This window comes from Bradyrhizobium embrapense (assembly GCF_001189235.2).
GTDB lineage: Bacteria > Pseudomonadota > Alphaproteobacteria > Rhizobiales > Xanthobacteraceae > Bradyrhizobium > Bradyrhizobium embrapense.
Map to the genome: position 1 here is coordinate 46,082 of NZ_LFIP02000002.1, position 18,356 is coordinate 64,437.

Here is an 18,356-nt window from a genome sequence, read left to right on the forward strand (position 1 = left end):
CGAAACATGATCGAAAATCGGCGAGTGGCGCGAGCCCACCGCTACGGCAAATGCAAGCCCCGGCGGCGATCGGCCTCGGTCAATGCCACACGGCAGAAGCCGGCGGCGATCGCGACGACGTCCTCAACGGCTTGCGGATATTGCTTCGAGACCCAGCGCAGCGCGATCGAGATGACGGCGCCGACCATGCCGATCGAGAGCAGCGTGGCAGCCCCGGCTTTTTCACCCTGTTTGGGCTCTGATGTCGGCGGCACCAGGATGTCGCCGAAGACGCGCAGGGCGTCGAGCTTGACCGCATCGACCGCCGGACTGATGCCGGAAATCTCCAGCAGGAAGACCCGCGCGGGCTTCGGGTGCTCCTTCAATCGGGTGAAATACAGCGTCAGCGCGGCCCGCAGCCGCATCTCGGCATCGTCGCCAGCCGCCACCGCAGCTGCCGTCATCTCCTCGTGGAGGTGGCCGACGACATGGTTGTAGGCGGCGATCAGCAAGGCTTCGCTGTTGGCAAAGGATTCGTAGAAATAGCGTTCGGTGAGCTCGGCCGCCTCGCAGATCGCCTTCACGGTCGCGCCGCGATAGCCGACCTCGCCATAGACCTCGATCGCCGCGTCGATCAGCTTCAATCGCCGCTCGGCGCGGCGTTCCTCGGCGTCCATGCCGCCATAGAGGCGGGCTTTGCGGCTGCTTGCCATGAAAGTGTATTGACACGGGCCATTGTCAGATGTCAAGTTATCTGACAATACATATTGTCAATTCTGCCGCGGGAGGGTCAGGGCATGTCTGCTCATTTCGACGTGTTGATCGTGGGTGCCGGGCTGTCGGGCATTGGCGCCGGCTATCATCTGCAGACCAATTGTCCGGACCGCAGCTACGCCATCCTCGAAGGCCGCGATTGCATCGGCGGGACCTGGGACCTGTTCCGCTATCCCGGCATCCGCTCCGATTCCGACATGTACACGCTCGGCTATTCGTTCCGGCCGTGGACCGAGCCGAAGGCGATCGCCGACGGCCCGTCGATCCTGAACTATGTGCGCGAGACCGCGCGCGTGTACGGCATCGACAAGAACATCCGCTTCAACCATCGCGTCGTGCGTGCCGACTGGTCGTCGGCCGACTCGCAATGGACGGTCGAGGTCGAGCGCGGGCCGGAGAAGACGATCGAGCATCTCACCTGCAACTTCCTGTTCATGTGCAGCGGCTACTACAAATATGAGCACGGCTACACGCCTGAATTCCCCGGCATCGCCGATTTCGCCGGCCGCGTCGTCCATCCGCAGAAGTGGACCGACGACATCGACTATACTGCCAAGAAGGTGGTGGTGGTCGGCAGCGGCGCGACCGCGGTGACGCTGGTGCCGGAGATGGCCAAGACCGCCGCTCACGTCACGATGCTGCAGCGTTCGCCGACCTATGTCGTGGCGCGGCCGGACGAGGACAAGGTCGCCAACTGGCTGCGGGCGCGGCTGCCGGCAAAGCTCGCCTACGGCCTCACGCGCTGGAAGAACGTCCTGTTCGGCATGTATTTCTACCGGCTCTGCAAGCGCGATCCGGAGCGCGTGAAGAAGCTGATCCTCGGCGGCGTGCGCCACGCGCTCGGTCCCGACTACGACGTCGCCACCCATTTCACGCCGCGCTACAATCCGTGGGACCAGCGGCTCTGCCTGGTGCCGAACGGCGATCTCTTTCAGTCGTTGCGCAGCGGTCGATCGTCCGTTGTCACCGACGAGATCGAGACCTTCACGCCGGGCGGCATCAAGCTCAAGAGCGGCAATGTGCTCGACGCCGACGTCGTGGTGACCGCGACCGGTCTCGATCTGCAGGTGCTCGGCGGGCTCGAGATCAAGGTCGACGGCGCGCCGGTCGATCTGTCGAAGACCATGAACTACAAGGGGCTGATGTATTCGGGCGTGCCGAACCTTGCTGCTGCCTTCGGCTACACCAATGCGTCCTGGACGCTGAAATGCGACCTGACCTGCGAATATGTCTGCCGCATGCTCAATCACATGAAGGCGAATGGCTACGCGCAAGTCACGCCGCGGCGGAACGATCCTGATGTGACCGAGCTGCCCTGGGTGGATTTCTCCTCGGGCTATATCCAGCGCGCCGCCGCCAGGTTCCCCAAGCAGGGCTCGCGCCGGCCGTGGCGGCTGTACCAGAACTATGCACTCGATATCATGACGCTGCGTTTCGGCTCGCTGAAGGACGAAGCGATCGAGTTTCTGCCGGCGCGCCGGGCCGGCGCGGCGAATGCCGCCGCGAATCCGGCCCGGCAGGTGGCGTAGCGCACGCAGCGCCGAACTCGCGCAACGCACGCCCCAGTGTGGCGTGGGCTGGCGATCACCCGGTAGCTCTGCTATGGGAGGGCGGCGCCCGCATGCTTCGGCTTGCGGGGGGTGCGGTCCCGTAGCTCAGCCGGATAGAGCGACGGTTTCCTAAACCGTAGGTCGGAAGTTCGAGTCTTCCCGGGATCGCCATTTTCCGCCTGGCCCGCTCCGCAGGTCGGCAGCCCGCCCGTTCGCAGCTTCCTTGCGCCAATCGATGGCTGAATCCGAGATTCGGCTCCATGACCGGCGGAGTTGCGGTCGGCGCAGCACTGCAATGTCGCAAGCGTGTGCCGCCCGGGCGCGACTTTCGCTGGACGCTGCGTCGGCCGCAGTGATAACGGCTGCGAAAACCATCTCATGACGGGCCGCATGCCGAAACCTCCGCCTCCTTCCCATCGCGGGCCCAGCCCATCCCCGGTTCTGCAGCGCGCGATGATGGCGTTGCAGATGGGGCAGGTCGTCGAAGCCGAGCGGCTGGCGGCTGAGGTGTTGAAGGCAAACCGGAACGATGTCGGCGCGGCCTCGATCCTGGCACGGGCGCTGATGGCCCAGCGGCGCAACGAGGAGGCGATCGCGCCGCTCGAGCGCGCCACGCGCCGCGTCGAGGATGCCGGCCTCGAGACCCTGCTCGGCGCAGCGCTCGCCGGCGCCGGTCGCCGCAGCGAGGCGATCGATGTGTTGCGGCGAACCACCGCGCGGCGGCCGCCGTTTCTTCCGGCATTTCAGGAACTGGCGGGACAGTTGGCCTCGGCCAGCCGCTTCGACGAGGCGGTGACCGTCGTCGAGAGCGCGCTTGCTCTCGCGCCCGCGAGCCTCGAGTTGCAGCTCTTGCTCGGACAGATCCTGCCCCATCGCAATGAGCGCGGCCGGGCGCGCACGATTCTGGAGAAGCTGCGCACCGCGGTGCCGGGGCATCCCGACATTCTGGCCGCGCTCGCGCGGGTGCTGCTGCTCGACGGCGAATATGCGGCCGCGGCGGATCTCTACCGTCAGGTGCTGGCGCAGCGCCCCGATGATCCCCTGGCGCGGACCAGCTTCTCCGCCTGTCTGCTGGAAATGGGCGACCGCGCGGCCGGCGAAGCCAATCTGCGTCTTGCGTTGCGCGGCCGGCCGCAAATGATCGGCCGCACGGCATCCGCGCTGGTCATGTCATCGCATGGCCGCTTCTTCTTCCGTCCCAGCGCGGTTGCGAAGTTTCTGACCTAGGCAAGGTTCGGGCACAAGCTGCGCCACACACTCAGTGTCGTCCCTGCTTGCGCATTGCTTGCGCAGGGACGTCGGACGGCGGGAGCGCGCAACGCGGCCGCTCGCGCTACGTCCGGAACTGGCGGCGATAGAGCCCGGGCTCGCGGGCCATCCGGTTGGACAGTTCCTGCGCGCGCGACGTTTCCTCCGGCGTCATCGGAGCGGTCTGCGCAACCCAGTTCTCGCGCTTCACCGGAAAACATTGTGCAACCGGCGTGCCCCTGGGCAGGACGCCGCTGAAATTGGTGTCGTGCCAGCGCGCCGGGAAATGAATCCAGCTGTCGTGAAACAGGTCGCAATCGACCATTCCGGTCAGCGTGGTGAACGGCAGGTCGAACCGGTTGACCGGATGCGTGAAGAACAGCGAGTAGCCCGCCGGCGCCTCGATGGTCCATAGATTGATGAACTTGATGAGGAAGCGATCGTGTTCGAACAGCGGCGAGCCGATCACCTGGCTTTCGTCATGGAATCCGATCGGCGAACGCGGGAATTCGAGAACGCCGCCGGACGGAAGGTCGTTGTCCCATGTGATCTCGCCATTCTCGATCTTGAGGTCGCAGATCAGCGGCATCAGAAAGCCCGATGTCATCGCATCGACGAATGGCGGGCAGCGCTTGACGGTATCCTCCTCGCGATTGCTCATCGCATTGAAAGCCTGCGTCGGCATCGATTTGAGCCATCCGGGAAGGCCCAATGAGGCGGGCACCGGCGGCGGAATCTTGCCTTCGAGCTCCGCCGGGCAGCGGAATTTGATCGCTATCGCTTCGTTGTTGTTGGACACGGCTTGGCCCTTGGTTCGTTCAGTGTCGGCAGCGCCCTTGCGCCAGTCGATGCTGATCTAGCACGCGATGACGGGGCAGAGAAAGCAGCCGCATCTCGCGCAGGGCGAGCCGCGGCATGGAGATATAAGTTGTTGTTATCATGACGGATAAGGCAACCCTTCGACTCCGGCTGCGGCGCGCATGCCGATCCCGTTTCAACGCGCCTTTTCGTTCGCCGGTGTGCAAGACTTCACCGATGGGCATTGGCTTTCGATGCCCATCGGGCGCATCATGGCCGGTGTCGCTGACGACAAGATCTGCGAGAGGTAACGGAGAGACCGATGGCCGAATCGAAAGTTGAGACCGTCAACACTGCAGGCGCCGCACCCCCCTCCGGCGACAGCGGCAACGTCAGCGAGCTCGCGATCGCGACGGTCCGCACCGTGCCGATCGAGCAGGCGCAGTCCCGCACCGAGCACGATCTGCTCGGCGAGGACGACGTGCCGGCCAATGCGCTGTGGGGAATCCACACCAAGCGCGCGGTGATGAACTTTCCGATCACCGGCGTGCCGGTCGGCCATTTCCCGGAGTTCGTCCGCGCGCTGGCGCTGGTGAAGCAGGCGGCCGCCCGCGCCAACAAGCGCCTCGGCTATCTCGCGCCGGAAAAGGCCGACGCGATCGACCGGGCCTGCACCCAGGTCGCGACCGACAAAGTCTATGCCGAATCCTTCGTCGTCGACGCGATCCAGGGCGGAGCCGGCACCTCGACCAACATGAACGCCAACGAGGTGATCGCCAACGTCGCGCTCAAGCTGATGGGCAAGAAGCCCGGCGATTATCACACGCTGCATCCCAACGACGACGTCAACATGGCGCAGTCGACCAACGACGCCTATCCGACCGCACTGCGGCTCGCGGTGATCTTTGCCACCCAGCCGCTGGTGCGGGCGCTGGATGACCTTGCCTATGCGTTCAAGGGTAAGGCGGTGGAGTTCGCCGACGTCCTCAAGATGGGCCGCACCCAGCTGCAGGATGCGGTGCCGATGACGCTCGGCCAGGAGTTCGACGCTTTCCACGCCACCGTGAAGGAGGACGTCGCCCGGCTGAACGAGATTTCGAGCCTGTTCCGCGAAGTCAATCTCGGCGCCACCGCGATCGGGACCGGCATCAATGCCGATCCACGCTACGCGGCGCTTGCGGTCGAGGAATTGTCGCGGCTGTCGGGCCAGCCGATGGTGCTGGCGTCGAACCTGATCGAGGCGACCTCCGATCTCGGCGCTTTCGTGCTGTTCTCCGGCGTGCTGAAGCGCGTCGCGGTGAAGGTGTCGAAGATCTGCAACGACCTCCGCCTGCTGTCGTCGGGGCCACGTACCGGCATCGGCGAGATCAGGCTGCCTGCGGTGCAGGCCGGCTCGTCGATCATGCCGGGCAAGGTCAATCCGGTGATTCCGGAGGTGGTCAACCAGGTGGCGTTCCTCGTGATCGGGCACGATCTCACGGTGACGATGTGCGCCGAAGGCGGCCAGCTCCAGCTCAATGCCTTCGAGCCGACCATCGGCTATTGCGTGTTGAGCTCGCTGCGGATGCTGACGGCGGCGGTCGATACGCTGACCAAGCGCTGCGTCGACGGCATCGAGGCCGACCGCGAGCGTTGCCGCAGCCTGGTGCAGGGCTCGATCGGCCTGATCACGGCGCTGGCGCCGGCGCTCGGCTATGAAGCCTCATCGCGGGTGGCGCGCCGCGCGCTGAAGGAGAACCGCTCGGTTGCCGACATCGTGCTGGAGGAAAGGCTGCTGACCGAGGAGCAGCTCAACCAGCTGCTCGAGCTCGAAGCCATGACCCGCCCGGCGCGCCGGCAGCCGGTGCCCAAGTTGAAGGAAAGTTGAGCGCAAGCGTTACGGATCCCGCCCGACGAACATCCGTTCTGGCCGTTGCAGGACGGACCTGCCGGCCGCATGCCGACGCGTCCGTGATGACGCTTTGTGAAGCCGGTCACACGTCCATCGGAGATGTATGATACGATGAAGCAACTTTAGATAATTGATGTACCGCGCTCGCGGCACAGGGATTGCGAGGTTTGCCATGGCCACGCCCAACCTGCCGACGCCAGATTTCGCCTTCGATCCCAATCAGCCCGGCTCCTGCATTGCAGGCGTGCGGCCTTATCGCAACGGATCGTACCGGCTGGATGCCGAAACCATCTCGCAGAAGTTCGTCGTGCATAACTACGGCCATGGCGGTGCCGGCATCACGTTGAGCTTTGGCTGCGCCGCAAAGGTCCGCGACATCGTCAGCGATCATCTGGCCGCAAGCCGTGGGGTCACCGAACCCGCCGTGCTCGGCGCCGGCGTGATGGGTCTGACCGCCGCGACATTGCTGCTCGATCTCGGGCTCAAGGTCACGGTCTTTTCCGATCGCGCGCCGCTCGAGACCACCTCCGCCAAAGCCGGCGGCCAGTGGGCCGTTTCGGTGGTGGAATTCGCCGGCAAGGAGCGCGAGCTCACCGACATCATCAAGAGCGCCTATCGTGCGTTCAAGGATCGGATCGGGCAGGGGTTCGGCGTGTTCGAGCGGCCGAACTACACCGCGACGCGCGCGCACAATCTCGACATCGTGCTGCAACTCGCGCCCGGCCTGATCCCGCCGCGACAGCCGCTGCAGCGCTTGCCCTTCGCGCGCCACACCAAACCCGGCTTCGTCTATCAGACCCTGCTGATTGAGCCCCCGGTCCTGCTCACCAAGCTGAAGGCCGACCTCGACCAGCGCGGCGTCAGCTTCGCGTCGAAGCAGTTCGTCAACCGCTCAGATGTCCTCGCCAGCGTTCCGCAGCCGATCATCGTCAACTGCACCGGGCTCGGATCGATGACGCTGTGGAGCGACACCAAAATGATGCCGATCAAGGGACAGCTTGCGTTGCTGCGGCCGCAGCCGACGCTGCAATATCTCTACGGCCAGAACGGCTACCTGTTCCCGCGCGGCGACCACGTCGTGATCGGCGGCACCTTCGAGCCCGGCGTCAACAACGAGGCCCCGGACAAGACGGTGTGCCAGGGCCTCGTCGATCACATCGCCTCGCTGTTCGGCAGGGCGCCGGCGAGGCCGCTGCCCGACATCCATATCCACAACCCCGCCCACGCGCCGATCGTCAACCCGGCAGTTCCCGAGGTCTGAGGGATCGCCATGGAACATCCGCTTCGCGTCGGCGAGTTCTTGCCCTCCGATACGCCGGTTGCGGCCGTCGACGCCGAGATCGCCTCGCCGCCGGCGCAGGCCGTGGCACCGCTGCCGCCATTGCCGAACCTGCCGGCGACCGACGTTCAGTTCCTCCGGCCGCAGGACGCGCACTATGCGGATTACCTGCCTGCCGCGAGCAAGCGCATGCAATTGGCGCCAGCGCTTCGTGCAGTCTGCAAGACCGAGCACGCGGTTGCCGTGATGGTCGACTGGGTGCGCAGTAACGGATTGAGCTTCGCCGTTCGCTGCGGCGGGCATTCCTATGAAGGCCTGTCGCAATCGTCCGGGGTTGCGATCGACGTGCGCGGATTGCAGCAGATTGTGGTCGACAAGGCTTCGAACCTCGTCACGGCAGGCTCCGGCGTGTCGCTGTACGCGCTCTATTCGGCGTTGGCCGCCGAGGGCCTCGCACTGCAGGCAGGGAGTTGCCCAACCGTCGGCATCTCCGGCCATCTCACCGGCGGCGGCCACGGCCTGCTCGCGCGCTCGCATGGACTGACCTGCGACGGCCTGCTGCAGGCGAACGTCGTCGATGCCCAGGCGCGTGTGCTGCAGGCCAATGCGACATCGGAGCCGGACCTCTGGTGGGCTTGCCGCGGCGGCGGCGGTGGCAGCTTCGGCATCGCGACCGAGTTCAAGATCGAGGTGTTTTCCTTGAAAACGGCGCGGGTGTTCGGTGTCTCCTGGAAGCTGTCGCAGGCCCACGCCGCGCAATTGTTCGCCGCCTGGCAGGACTGGGCGCCGAATGCGCCGTCGAACATCACTTCGATCATGAAGGTCGGTCCGGCCGGCCAGGGCCTGATCACGATGCGCTGCATCGGCCAGTCGGTCGGCAGCGAGAGCGAACTGCGCAGTGAACTCCGGAGATTGACGGCGGTGCGACCGCCGTCATCGGCGCTGTCGGTGCAATCGCTGGCCTTCCTCGATGCGGTCAAGCACTTTGCCGGACCGCTCGCCTATGAGTCGGTGCTGATGAAGGCGAAGTCGGACTATGTGCTGACGCCGCTCGTCTCCGACGGCATCGAAGCCATGATGGCGGCGGTCGCGCCGATCGTGCCCGGCGGCATCGTGCTGCTGTGCGATTCCTACGGCGGTCGGATCGCCGATGTTGCCGCCGACGCCACCGCATTCCCGCGCCGCGCCGGCACGCAGTACTGTATCCAGTATTTTTCGAGCTGGAGCCGATCCGCCGACACCGCGGCGCGTCTCGCTGACGTCGCTGGAGTCTATGCGGCGATGCGCCCCTTCATGCCCGGCGCGTCCTAAGTCAATTATTGCGATCTCGACCTCGACGACTATGCGTCTGCCTATTGGGGTGACAACCTCGCCCGCCTGGTCGCGGTGAAGCAGCAATATGATCCCGATGATCTATTCCATCACGCCCAGAGCGTGCCGCTCAGCGTCCCGGCGGCATGAGGAGCAGGCCGAAGCTCAAAGCGTCTTGATGAACTCGATCAAAGCGCGGCGCTCGCCTTCCTTCAGCTCCGGTCCGATCACGCCGAGGTGCTTCTCGTTCGAGAATTCGTGTCCGGAGTTGCTGTTGCCGCGCTTGGCGGTGTCGAGCAAGAAGGCATTCTTGATGTTGTCCTTCCAGACATAGCCGAGATCCCTGGGATCATACTCCCGGTTGCCGAGATAGAAGGTCGCGGGACGTTCCTTCACCGGCGACAGCAGCGCGTAGATCGTCGGCACCGATCCATTGTGCAGGTAAGGTGGCGTCGCCCAGATGCCGTTGAGCGGCCGGACCTTGTAGGCGAGCGGCGCCTGGATATCGTTCGGCCGGTAGCCGTTGATGCGCTTGCGATCCTCGGGTGGGATCTTGTTCTGGTCGTACCAGGTGTCGACGGTCTTCTCGACGAGATCGCCGAGTGCCGGCCCGAAGCTGCCATCCTTGATCTTCAGATTGGCCGGCGTCTCGACGGTACGGCTCGCGAGGCCCTCGGCCTGTGCGCTGTCGGTGCCGATATGGCTGATCGGAATCATCTCGACGTCGAGCAGCGGCTGGCCGGCGTCGTTCTTGATCCAGCGCTTCTTGTCCTTGAACAGCGCGAGGGCTTCGCTCGGCGGCAGCGCCTTGCTGTCGATCGCCGGGCCGTGGCACCCCTGGCAGTGCGTCTTGTAGAGCTCGCCGCCCTTCTTCGCGATATCCATGTTGATCTGCCCCAGGATGCCCTCGGGCCATTTCGGCGACGCCAGGCCGCCAAAGCCCTTGTCCTCGCTGGGCGGTTCGCCGGCGATCATCCGCTCCATCTCGTGCAGGACATCGATCCGCGCGCTCGACTTGAAAAGGCCCCTGGACTCGTCGAGCAGATTGAGCTCGGCGCTGACGCCGAGCGCCTCGCCGGCATTGCGCACCATCGGCTGCATGATCGAACCGTCATACTGCACCCAGCTGAACCACGGCGCGTTCCAGATCCGCGGGAAATGCACCGGCGCCGAGTGCGAGGCGTAGTTGTTCGGATTGTTCAGGTCGATCGAAAACACCTGGTTGCCGATCCGGTTCAGCGCGTCGAGCCGTGCATAGCCTTCCTCGACGCTGTTGGCGGCGACCTTGGTCTCCAATGCGTTGATGTTGGCATATTGCTTCAGCACCAGATCGAGCTGGCCGCGCAGCGCCATGCGCTCGTCGAGGCTGGCATCCTTGCCGAGGATCTCGTCGGCGAAGCGCGCGAAGCGGCCCGGCCAGAACCGGGTCAACAGCAGCGAGACGCCGACGCTTTTCTGGAATTCGAACAGATTGGTGTTGGCGGGCCCGCCGTCGATCACGACCTCGGTGCCGCGATAGCTGAAGCTGCCGGTGTGGCAGGCGGAGCAGGTCAACCCGACCCCGTTCATGTCGGCCTTGCTGTGCGGGTTGCGCCACGGCGCGCCGTTGGCATCCGCCATCGGGCCGCCTCGCGCAAATCCGATCGGCAGTGCATCGGGGCTGCCCGGAATCACGGTGTCGGGAATAAAACCGAAGCGGCCGAGATAATTCGTCTCGCTGAGCCGCGGTGCCGCAGTGAGCAGCGGCCAGACCGTCGGCTGCTCCAGCGCCATGAACCACTCAAGCGGAATGCCGAACGTCCGCGTGCCCTGGTCGGCGTGATAGAACCAGCGCAGCCGTTCGGCGCTGACATTCTGATCCAGCCACACCGTCTTTGCCGGCGGTTGGTAGTCGACGACCTTGACGCGGAAGCCGCTCACCACAGTCTCGATGTCGTCCTTGAAATAGAGGACGCCGGCGACAATCAGCAGCCCGATGAAGAAGATCGTCTTGCGAGGCATGCCCCATTCCCCAATTCGCGGTACCCGCGCGTCATATTGATGAGATACTAAAAATCGCCGAAACAGGTTCGCGTTAAGCGTGTGATGCGCCGCGCACCATCCTACAGTGGCGGCTCTCGGTCAAACAACGGAAATGTTGCAAAGGAAATGTCGATCGGCTGTGAGCCAGTTCATTTGCAGCGCAAGCGGCGCGGCGGCATTTGCGCGCATGGCTTCCTGCGGCTAGAAATGACGGAGCAACAACTCCTCGAGATGTCGTCTTGAACGCATCAGGCGCAAAGCCGCTCACGATCACGGTCTCGGACGACAACACGGTGTCCGCGCTGCTGCTGCGCCCGGCGCAGGCGCGTAGCGCCTATGTGTTCGCGCATGGTGCCGGCGCCGGCATGACCCATGCCTCGATGGAGACGATTGCGGTCGGCCTTGCCGAGCGCGGCATCGCGACCTTGCGCTATCAGTTTCCCTACATGGAGAAGGGCAGCAAGCGGCCCGATCCGCCCGCCGTCGCGCAGGCGACGGTGCGCGCCGCGGTGGCGGAGGCCGCGCGGCGTTGCGGCGAACTGCCGCTGTTCGCCGGCGGCAAGTCGTTCGGCGGGCGCATGACCTCGCAGGCGCAGGCCAAAGCACCGCTGGCCGGTGTGCGCGGGCTGGTGTTCCTCGGCTTTCCCCTGCATCCCGCCGGCAAGCCGTCGAGCGAGCGGGCCAAACATCTCACCGGGATCAAGATCCCGATGCTGTTCCTGCAAGGCACGCGTGACGCGCTGGCCGAGCTCGATCTGCTCGAGCCCGTGGTGAAGGGGCTGGGTGCGCGGGCAACGCTGCATCTGGTGCAGGAGGCCGACCATTCCTTTCACGTCCTGAAGCGCTCCGGCCGCAACGATGGCGAGGTGATGGCCGAGGTGCTGGACGCATTCGCGGCCTGGGTCACGAAGCATTCATGGGATTCGTAGCCCGGATGGAGCGAAGCGAAATCCGGGATCGGTCCTTCCGTCTGTGACACCGTTCCGGATTGCGCTCCGCTCCATCCGGGCTACGCGTCAGCTTGACGTCGCGCCGCCATAGATCCGGTCGCGCAGGCGGCGCATGCCGGCCAGCCAGCGCTCGCGGTTGGTGGCCTTGCGCTGCATGTATTCCTGCACCTGGGGATGCGAGAGGATCAGGAAGCGCTCCTCGGCCATCGCCTCGATCACCATCCGTGCCACTTCACCGGGCTGCAGCACGCCGTCGACGCGCGCGGCACTCGGGCCCGGCGTCGTCATCCCGGTCTGCACCGATTGCGGGCAGAGCACGGAGACGCGGATGCCGCGATCGCCATACTGGATGGCGAGATGTTCGGCGAGCGCGACCGCGGCGTTCTTGGTCACGCCGTAAGGCATCGAGTTCAGCGAGGCCAACAGCCCCGCCGCGGACGCCGTATTGAGCAGATAGCCGGAGCCGCGCGCCAGCATGCCGGGCACCAGCGCACGCGCGGCGAACACGTGGCTCATCACATGCACGCGCCAGCTGACGTCCCAGTCGGCATCGGACGCGGTTTCCTGTCCCTTGCGCGACAGCCCGGCATTGGAGAAGAACACGTCGACCGGGCCGTACTTGTCCTCGGCCGCCGCGATCAGCGCCTTGACGTCCTCCTCGAGCCCGACATCGGCGGTGACCGCGAGCCCGTCAATGTCGCCGGCGACGCTGGCGAGCCGGTCGCGCGATGTCTTGAGATCGGCGACCACGACGCCGCGCGCGCCGGCGTCCGCATAGGCCCGCGCCACTGCTTCGCCGATCCCGCTGGCGCCGCCGGTGACAACGCAGACCTTGTCCTTAACTTGCATGGCTCGATGTTCCCGCTTGATATCGTGGTGTTCGGATTGTCAGCCCTGATAGAGCCCCTTGTCACGCGCCTTCTGGATCGCGAGCGCGGCCATCAGGTCGAGCATCGGGGTCGGAATATCAGCTGCGCGGGCAAACGCCGCCGGTGCGCGCACCAGCACATCGATCTCCATCGCGCGGCCGAGCTCGTAATCCTGCAGGATCGACGGCTTGTGGTCGGGCGCCGGCCCCGAGCGGGTGACGCGCCTGACCTCGGCAATGTAATGCGTCGCCACCGCGTTGGCCTCGTCGAGCAGGCGCGGGATCACGTCCTGCATGTCGGGATCGTCGCGGACGCCGCGCGCGGTCAGTCCCGTCAGCAGGCAGAGCACCGACATCGACATGTTGGTCAAGAGCTTCGACCAGATCGTCTCGCGGATCTCCTTGACCTCGGGCGATTCGATCGCGGCGTCGTTCAGCGCCGCGCGAAGCGCGACGATGCGCTCGCTCTGCCGATCGTCGCATTCGCCGATCAGGAGGCGGTTGCGGTCCGGCGACAGGTTCGCGGCAACGCCCGGCGCGATCACCTCATTGGAGGAGAGGATCACGCCGCCGATGATCCGCTCCTTCGGGATCGCGGCGCGCAGGCGCCCGCCGGGATCGAGGAAGCCGAGATCGGGAATGGCGGGATGCTGCGGCGGCAGGCCGAGATCGTACCACCAGGGAATGCCGTTCTGCGCGAACACGACCATCGTGTCGCGTCCAAGCAGTGGCGGAAGTCCGGTTGCGAGCGCGGCGAGGCCGGTCGCCTTCAGCGTGCTGATGACGACGTCCTGCGGCCCGAGCTCGGCAGGATCGGCCGACGCCTTCACCTGCGCGGTGACGCTGCTGTCGCCGACCTTCAGCGTCAGCCCGTTGGATTTGACCGCGTCGAGATGCGGCCCGCGCATCACGCAGGACACATCGTGGCCGGCGTGTGCCAGCCGGACCGCAAAGTGGCTGCCGACGGCGCCCGCGCCGAAAATGCAAATACGCATCAGTGGAACATTCCTTGCAAGCTGCCGCGTCAGTTTCCACAAGCGCGGGGCATTGCGCAACCCGCCATGCATGCGGCGCGACCGTGCGCCCTCGAAAGTGATGGATCAAGTCATCTCTGCTCGCCATAGTGGCCGCAAGAGCAATGCCGAACGAGGGAGAACGTTCATGTCGGCCAGTCCAGTCCTGTGGAGCCTCGATGCGCGCGGGGTCGCGACCGTCACGCTGAACCGGCCCGAGGTCAACAACGCCTATGACGGCGCGCTGATCGCGGGCGTGCTGGCGGCGATCGACGATCTCTCGGCCAAGCCGGTGCGCGTCGTCGTGCTGAACGGCAACGGCAAGCATTTCCAGGCCGGCGCCGACCTGAAATGGATCAACGGCGTGCGTCCGAAATCATCTGAGGAGAACGAGGCGGCGTCGCGCGCCACATTCGAGGCGGTGCAGCGCCTCAACACGCTGCCGGTCCCGACCGTGGCGCTGGTGCAGGGCGGCTGCTTCGGCGGCGGAACCGGCGTGATCGCGGCCTGCGATATCGTGATTGCGGCCGACAACGCGCTGTTCTCGATCACCGAGGTGCGCTGGGGCCTGACCGCTGCGATCATCATCCCGCAGCTTTGCGACGCCATCGGCGTCCGCCAGGTTCGCCGCTACGCGCTGACCGGCGAACGGTTCGGCGCCGAAGACGCGCGGCGCATCGGCCTCGTCCACGAGGTGGTCCCGCTCAACGATCTGGAAAGCGCCGGCGCCAAGGTCGTGGAGCAGTTGCTCGGCAACGCCCCGGATGCGATGGCCGAGACCAAGAAGCTCGCGATGGAGAGCTCGTTCGGCGGCATGGCGGTGGACGATGTGGCCTACAAGCGCCTCGTCCATCTGCATTCGGCCAAGCGGCAGACCGCCGAGGCCGCCGAAGGGCTGGCGTCCTTTGCCGAGAAGCGCGCGGGTAGGTGGGGCGGCGGCAAGGCGTAAGCCTCGCCGCTCAGCTCAACAGCCGCGGCAGATGCCGCGCATGCTGCGATAGACCTCCTCGTCGTCGCGGCGCATCTGCTGCAACTGATCGAACGTCTTCGATTCGCTCGACTGCGTGATCGGTGGCTCGGGCTTGCGCTTGGCCGCCAGCTCCTGCTCCTGGCGATGGTAGCAGGCCTCGCGCTCCGCCTTGGCCTCGATGAACCGACAGGTCTCGACCGCCGTCGCGGGCGTCGCGACGATGATGAGACCGAGCGACACTGAGATCAGGAGTTTCAAGCGTGCGATCCTTTCGTGCTGTTGTCTCAGGTCCGCCTGTGAGGGGCAAGACCGCCGTTGCATCACAGCGATTGCGACAGCGACTTCTTCAATGTCTTCAGCAGCGCCTGCACCGCGGCGGCGTTGATGCGGCGCTCGGGAACGGCGGCCTTCACCCACAGTTCCGGGATCGGAAACTCAGCGAGGATCGGCTGCAACGCGCCATCGCGCAACGCGTCGGCGACCAGATAATGCGACAGCAGCGCGATGCCGTTGCCGGCGATCGCGCTTTGTGTCAGCACGCGGCCCTCGTTCGACGAGAGAATTGGGCGGACCTGGACATTGATGCGGCCGCGCGGTCCTTCGAACGGCCATTCCGGGCCGGTCGGCAGGAAGCTGAGGCAGCGATGATCGACCAGATCGCGCGGATGCTTCGGCGTGCCGTGCTTCTTGAGATACGCCGGCGACGCGCACAACAGCCGCGGCAGCCGGCACAGCGGCTCGTCGACGACCCCGCCGAAGGAATGCGGGAAGGCGCCGATCGCGATGTCGAAACCCTCGGTCACCGGATCGACCGGGCGGTCGATCATCACGATCTCCAGCTTCACGCTTCTGTTCTGCTTCTGGAAGATCGTGAAGGCATCGGCGAGCCGCGCCACCGTCAGCGAAGTCGGCGCTTTGACGCGCAGGTGATCGGTGAGATCGCGCTGCTTCTCGCCCATCCGCGACAAGAGATCGCCGACATCGGCGACCACGCCGCGGGCGCGATGGACGTATCGCTGCCCGGCCTCGGTCAGCCGCAGCTGGCGGGTCGAGCGCTGGAACAGCGCGGTGCCGATCCGCTCCTCGAGCTGGGTGACGCGCTTGGCGACGACCGATGTCGCGACATTGAGCTTGCGCGCCGCGGCGGAGAAGCCTCCGGCGTCGGCGGTGGCGAGGAAGGCTTCGAGGTTGACCAGCGTATCCATCTGCTCTCCCTGTAACTTTTCTCGATTCGCGAAAGCTGATTACATAATTTGGTGGATTGTACTGCAATCCGCATCAATTCATAGTTGGCCCAATCAACTTTGTTCAGGGCGGAAATGATGCTGATGAGCACGATCGAAGAGCCTGCGCGGCAGGTCCCCCTTTATGGCGAATATGACGTCGTGGTGCTCGGCGGCGGTCCAGCCGGCATCGCGGCAGCCGTCGGCGCGGCGCGCGCCGGGCGGCGGACGCTGCTGATCGAGCGCTACGGCTTTCTCGGAGGCATGGGCACCGCCGCGGGCGTGACCAATTTCTGCGGCCTCCACGCCAACATTTACGGCGAGATGCACCGCGTGGTGCAGGGCATCGCCTCCGACCTCTTGGCGCGGATCGACCGGCTCGGCGGGCTGAACGCGCCGCATCTGATCCTCGGCAAGATCCTCGCGCAGGCCTACGACACCGCAGCTTACAAGATCGCGGCGGACGATCTGCTGGCGCATCACAAGGTCGACGTCCTGTTCCATGCGCTTGGCGCCGGTGTCGTGATGGACGGCGCGCACATCCGCGCGCTGATGGTGGAGACCAAGGCCGGCCGGCAGGCGGTCGTGGCCAGCATCTTCATCGATTGCTCCGGTGACGGCGACCTCGCGGTATGGGCGGGCGCGCCCTATGAGGTCGGCGACAACAAGGGCGGCATGCTCTACCCCTCGATGATGTTCCGCCTCAACGGCATCGATCCGGCGAAAGCCGGCGATGCCTGGCGGACCATCCCGGCGCTGATGGCGGAGGCGGAGGCTGCCGGCACCCATCAATTCCCGCGCAAATCCGCGATCGTGCGGCCGCAGAAATCGCAGATCGAATGGCGGGTAAATTTCACCCAGGTGACGCGGAGCGACGGCGGCGCCATTTCCGGGATCGATCCCGATGACATGACGCGCGGCGAGATCGAGGGCCGTCGCCAGGCGGTCGAGGCCTTCAAGTTCCTGCGCACGGTGCCGGGCTTCGAGAATTCCTACATCGTCGATCTGCCGCCGCAGCTCGGCATCCGCGAGACGCGGCGCGTGATCGGCGGCTACATGCTGTCAGGTGAGGACGTGCTGGGCTGCGCCTCGTTCGCCGACTCGATCGGCGTCAATGGCTGGCCGATGGAAAAGCATGTGCCGGGCGACGTGACTTTCGAGTTTCCGCCGATCCCGGAGAGCCGCGGCTACAACGAGTTGCCGTACCGCATGCTGGTGCCTGACGGCGTCGATAACCTGCTTGTCGCCGGCCGCTGCGCGTCGATGACCCATGAGGGGCAATCGGCGGCGCGCGTCTCCGGTGCCTGTTTCGTGATGGGCGAGGCGGCGGGAACCGCGGCGGCGCTGGCGCTGTCGGGCAATACGATTCCGCGCGACATTTCCGTCGAAAAGTTGCAACAACAGCTCGGCAAACAGGGCGCGTTCATCGGCCGCGATCAGGCGGTGCCCGAAGGATTATGAGTGGAGACGGCAATGAAGGGTTGGGCGCGGCTCGCACTCGCGGGTCTCCTGGTGTGGGCCGCGAGCGGCATCGCGCGGGCCGATGATCTCCTGAAAGCGAAGATCGGTGTCTTGCGGCTGTCGTCCTCGGCGCCGGTGTTCATCGCGCAGGACAAGGGCTATTTCCGCGATGCCGGCCTCGATGTCGAGCTGAAGTTCTTCGACGCGGCGCAGCCGATCGCGGTCGCGACCGCCTCAGGCGATGTCGATTTCGGCGTCACCGCCGTCACCGCAGGTCTCTACAATCTCGCCGGCAAGGGCACGCTGAAGGTGATCGGCGGCATGAGCCGCGAAAAGGCCGGCTATCCCCTGATCGGCTATTTCGCCAGCAACAATGCCTATGCGGCCGGCCTCAAGACGCCGAAGGATCTGGCCGGCAAGCGCGTGGCGGTGACCCAGGTCGGCTCCAGTTTCCATTACTCGCTCGGCCTGCTCGCCGACAAATACGGCTTCAGGCTGTCCGAGGTGAAGATCGTGCCGCTGCAATCGCTGTCGAATGCGGTCGCGGCGCTGAAGGGCGAAACCGTCGACGCGGCGCTGCTGCCGGTCTCGACCGCGCGAACGCTGATCGATGCCAACGGCGCGAAGCTCCTTGGCTGGGTCGGCGACGAGACGCCGTGGCAGTTGGGCGCCATCTTCGCTTCGCCGAAGACGCTGACCAATGCACAGCTGGTAACGAAGCTGCTCACCGCGCTCACCCGCGCCGACCACGAATATCACGACGTGATCCTGACTGCGATCAAGGACGGCGTGGCGCCGATCAACGACAAGACAAAGCCGCTGCTCGAGATCATCGCCAAGTACACCAATCTGCCGGTCGAGCAGGTGGTCGGCAACTGCGCCTATATCGATCCCGACGGCAAGCTCGACGTCAAGAACGTCGACAACCAGATCAAATGGCTGCAAGGGCAGGGGTTCGTCGACAAGGGCTTTGACGCGAACGCGATCATCGCCAAGGATTACGTGAAGGCGGATTGATG

The 18,356-nt window shown here is 65.4% G+C and carries 16 protein-coding genes, 1 tRNA gene and 1 pseudogene; 11 read left to right on the plus strand and 7 right to left on the minus strand.

The annotated features are described in order from the left end of the window. Nucleotides 1-41: 41 nt before the first annotated feature. Nucleotides 42-692, minus strand: coding sequence for a TetR/AcrR family transcriptional regulator (locus tag AKN83_RS07640; protein ID WP_063695253.1), 651 nt, complete (start codon nucleotides 690-692; stop codon nucleotides 42-44). 84 nt (nucleotides 693-776) lie between these two features. On the opposite strand from AKN83_RS07640, the gene AKN83_RS07645 reads away from it, so the two are divergent. The 3 genes from AKN83_RS07645 to AKN83_RS07655 all read left to right on the plus strand — a co-directional run bounded on the left by AKN83_RS07645 (nucleotide 777) and on the right by AKN83_RS07655 (nucleotide 3,530). Beyond that, a complete protein-coding gene (locus tag AKN83_RS07645; RefSeq protein ID WP_050403788.1) occupies nucleotides 777-2,282 on the plus strand; it encodes a flavin-containing monooxygenase in 1,506 nt (501 codons plus the stop codon). Nucleotides 2,283-2,397: 115 nt separating this feature from the next. Beyond that, a tRNA-Arg gene (locus AKN83_RS07650) sits at nucleotides 2,398-2,474 on the plus strand. Nucleotides 2,475-2,759: 285 nt separating this feature from the next. Then, complete coding sequence (locus AKN83_RS07655; protein WP_157113352.1) at nucleotides 2,760-3,530, plus strand: tetratricopeptide repeat protein; 771 nt, start codon at nucleotides 2,760-2,762, stop codon at nucleotides 3,528-3,530. 106 nt (nucleotides 3,531-3,636) lie between these two features. Here the strand turns inward: AKN83_RS07655 and AKN83_RS07660 are convergent, their stop codons facing one another. Continuing rightward, entirely contained in the window at nucleotides 3,637-4,350 is a 714-nt protein-coding gene (locus tag AKN83_RS07660) for a hypothetical protein (RefSeq protein WP_050403789.1), read from the minus strand. 321 nt (nucleotides 4,351-4,671) lie between these two features. Between AKN83_RS07660 and AKN83_RS07665 the strand changes: the two genes are divergently transcribed. The 4 genes and pseudogenes from AKN83_RS07665 to AKN83_RS42035 all read left to right on the plus strand — a co-directional run. Continuing rightward, complete coding sequence (locus AKN83_RS07665; RefSeq protein WP_083991983.1) at nucleotides 4,672-6,216, plus strand: aspartate ammonia-lyase; 1,545 nt, start codon at nucleotides 4,672-4,674, stop codon at nucleotides 6,214-6,216. Nucleotides 6,217-6,412: 196 nt separating this feature from the next. Beyond that, on the plus strand, nucleotides 6,413-7,501 hold the full coding sequence (locus AKN83_RS07670; RefSeq protein ID WP_050403790.1) for an FAD-dependent oxidoreductase: 1,089 nt from the start codon (nucleotides 6,413-6,415) through the stop codon (nucleotides 7,499-7,501). A gap of 9 nt (nucleotides 7,502-7,510) precedes the next feature. Next, on the plus strand, nucleotides 7,511-8,830 hold the full coding sequence (locus AKN83_RS07675) for an FAD-binding oxidoreductase (protein ID WP_050403791.1): 1,320 nt from the start codon (nucleotides 7,511-7,513) through the stop codon (nucleotides 8,828-8,830). A gap of 12 nt (nucleotides 8,831-8,842) precedes the next feature. Then, nucleotides 8,843-8,980: pseudogene (locus tag AKN83_RS42035) on the plus strand (BBE domain-containing protein); the annotation flags it as partial. 15 nt (nucleotides 8,981-8,995) lie between these two features. Here AKN83_RS42035 and AKN83_RS07680 read toward each other — a convergent pair. After that, nucleotides 8,996-10,831: a c-type cytochrome gene (locus AKN83_RS07680; RefSeq protein ID WP_050403792.1), complete on the minus strand. Its 1,836-nt coding sequence runs from the start codon at nucleotides 10,829-10,831 to the stop codon at nucleotides 8,996-8,998. Between the two features lie 260 nt (nucleotides 10,832-11,091). Between AKN83_RS07680 and AKN83_RS07685 the strand changes: the two genes are divergently transcribed. Beyond that, nucleotides 11,092-11,781 (plus strand): alpha/beta hydrolase family protein, encoded by a 690-nt coding sequence (locus tag AKN83_RS07685; protein ID WP_050403793.1) that lies wholly within the window; start codon nucleotides 11,092-11,094, stop codon nucleotides 11,779-11,781. An 87-nt stretch (nucleotides 11,782-11,868) separates the two neighbouring features. On the opposite strand, the gene AKN83_RS07690 is transcribed toward AKN83_RS07685, so the two are convergent. Both AKN83_RS07690 and AKN83_RS07695 read right to left on the minus strand, forming a co-directional pair. Beyond that, nucleotides 11,869-12,651 carry an SDR family oxidoreductase gene (locus tag AKN83_RS07690; protein WP_050403794.1) on the minus strand — a complete coding sequence of 261 codons (783 nt, stop codon included), beginning with the start codon at nucleotides 12,649-12,651 and terminating at the stop codon, nucleotides 11,869-11,871. A gap of 39 nt (nucleotides 12,652-12,690) precedes the next feature. Continuing rightward, nucleotides 12,691-13,665 (minus strand): ketopantoate reductase family protein, encoded by a 975-nt coding sequence (locus tag AKN83_RS07695; protein WP_050403795.1) that lies wholly within the window; start codon nucleotides 13,663-13,665, stop codon nucleotides 12,691-12,693. A gap of 166 nt (nucleotides 13,666-13,831) precedes the next feature. Here AKN83_RS07695 and AKN83_RS07700 point away from each other — a divergent pair, with 166 nt between their 5' ends. Further along, nucleotides 13,832-14,632: an enoyl-CoA hydratase-related protein gene (locus tag AKN83_RS07700; protein WP_050403796.1), complete on the plus strand. Its 801-nt coding sequence runs from the start codon at nucleotides 13,832-13,834 to the stop codon at nucleotides 14,630-14,632. Between the two features lie 15 nt (nucleotides 14,633-14,647). Here AKN83_RS07700 and AKN83_RS07705 read toward each other — a convergent pair whose 3' ends face one another. Both AKN83_RS07705 and AKN83_RS07710 read right to left on the minus strand, forming a co-directional pair. Further along, entirely contained in the window at nucleotides 14,648-14,911 is a 264-nt protein-coding gene (locus AKN83_RS07705; protein WP_063695254.1) for a hypothetical protein, read from the minus strand. A gap of 62 nt (nucleotides 14,912-14,973) precedes the next feature. Further along, entirely contained in the window at nucleotides 14,974-15,858 is an 885-nt protein-coding gene (locus AKN83_RS07710; protein WP_050403797.1) for a LysR family transcriptional regulator, read from the minus strand. 117 nt (nucleotides 15,859-15,975) lie between these two features. Between AKN83_RS07710 and AKN83_RS07715 the strand changes: the two genes are divergently transcribed. Together AKN83_RS07715 and AKN83_RS07720 are read left to right on the plus strand one after the other, a co-directional pair. After that, nucleotides 15,976-17,337 (plus strand): FAD-dependent oxidoreductase, encoded by a 1,362-nt coding sequence (locus AKN83_RS07715; protein WP_050403933.1) that lies wholly within the window; start codon nucleotides 15,976-15,978, stop codon nucleotides 17,335-17,337. Nucleotides 17,338-17,349: 12 nt separating this feature from the next. Beyond that, nucleotides 17,350-18,354 carry an ABC transporter substrate-binding protein gene (locus AKN83_RS07720; protein ID WP_050403798.1) on the plus strand — a complete coding sequence of 335 codons (1,005 nt, stop codon included), beginning with the start codon at nucleotides 17,350-17,352 and terminating at the stop codon, nucleotides 18,352-18,354. Nucleotides 18,355-18,356 lie beyond the last annotated feature (2 nt).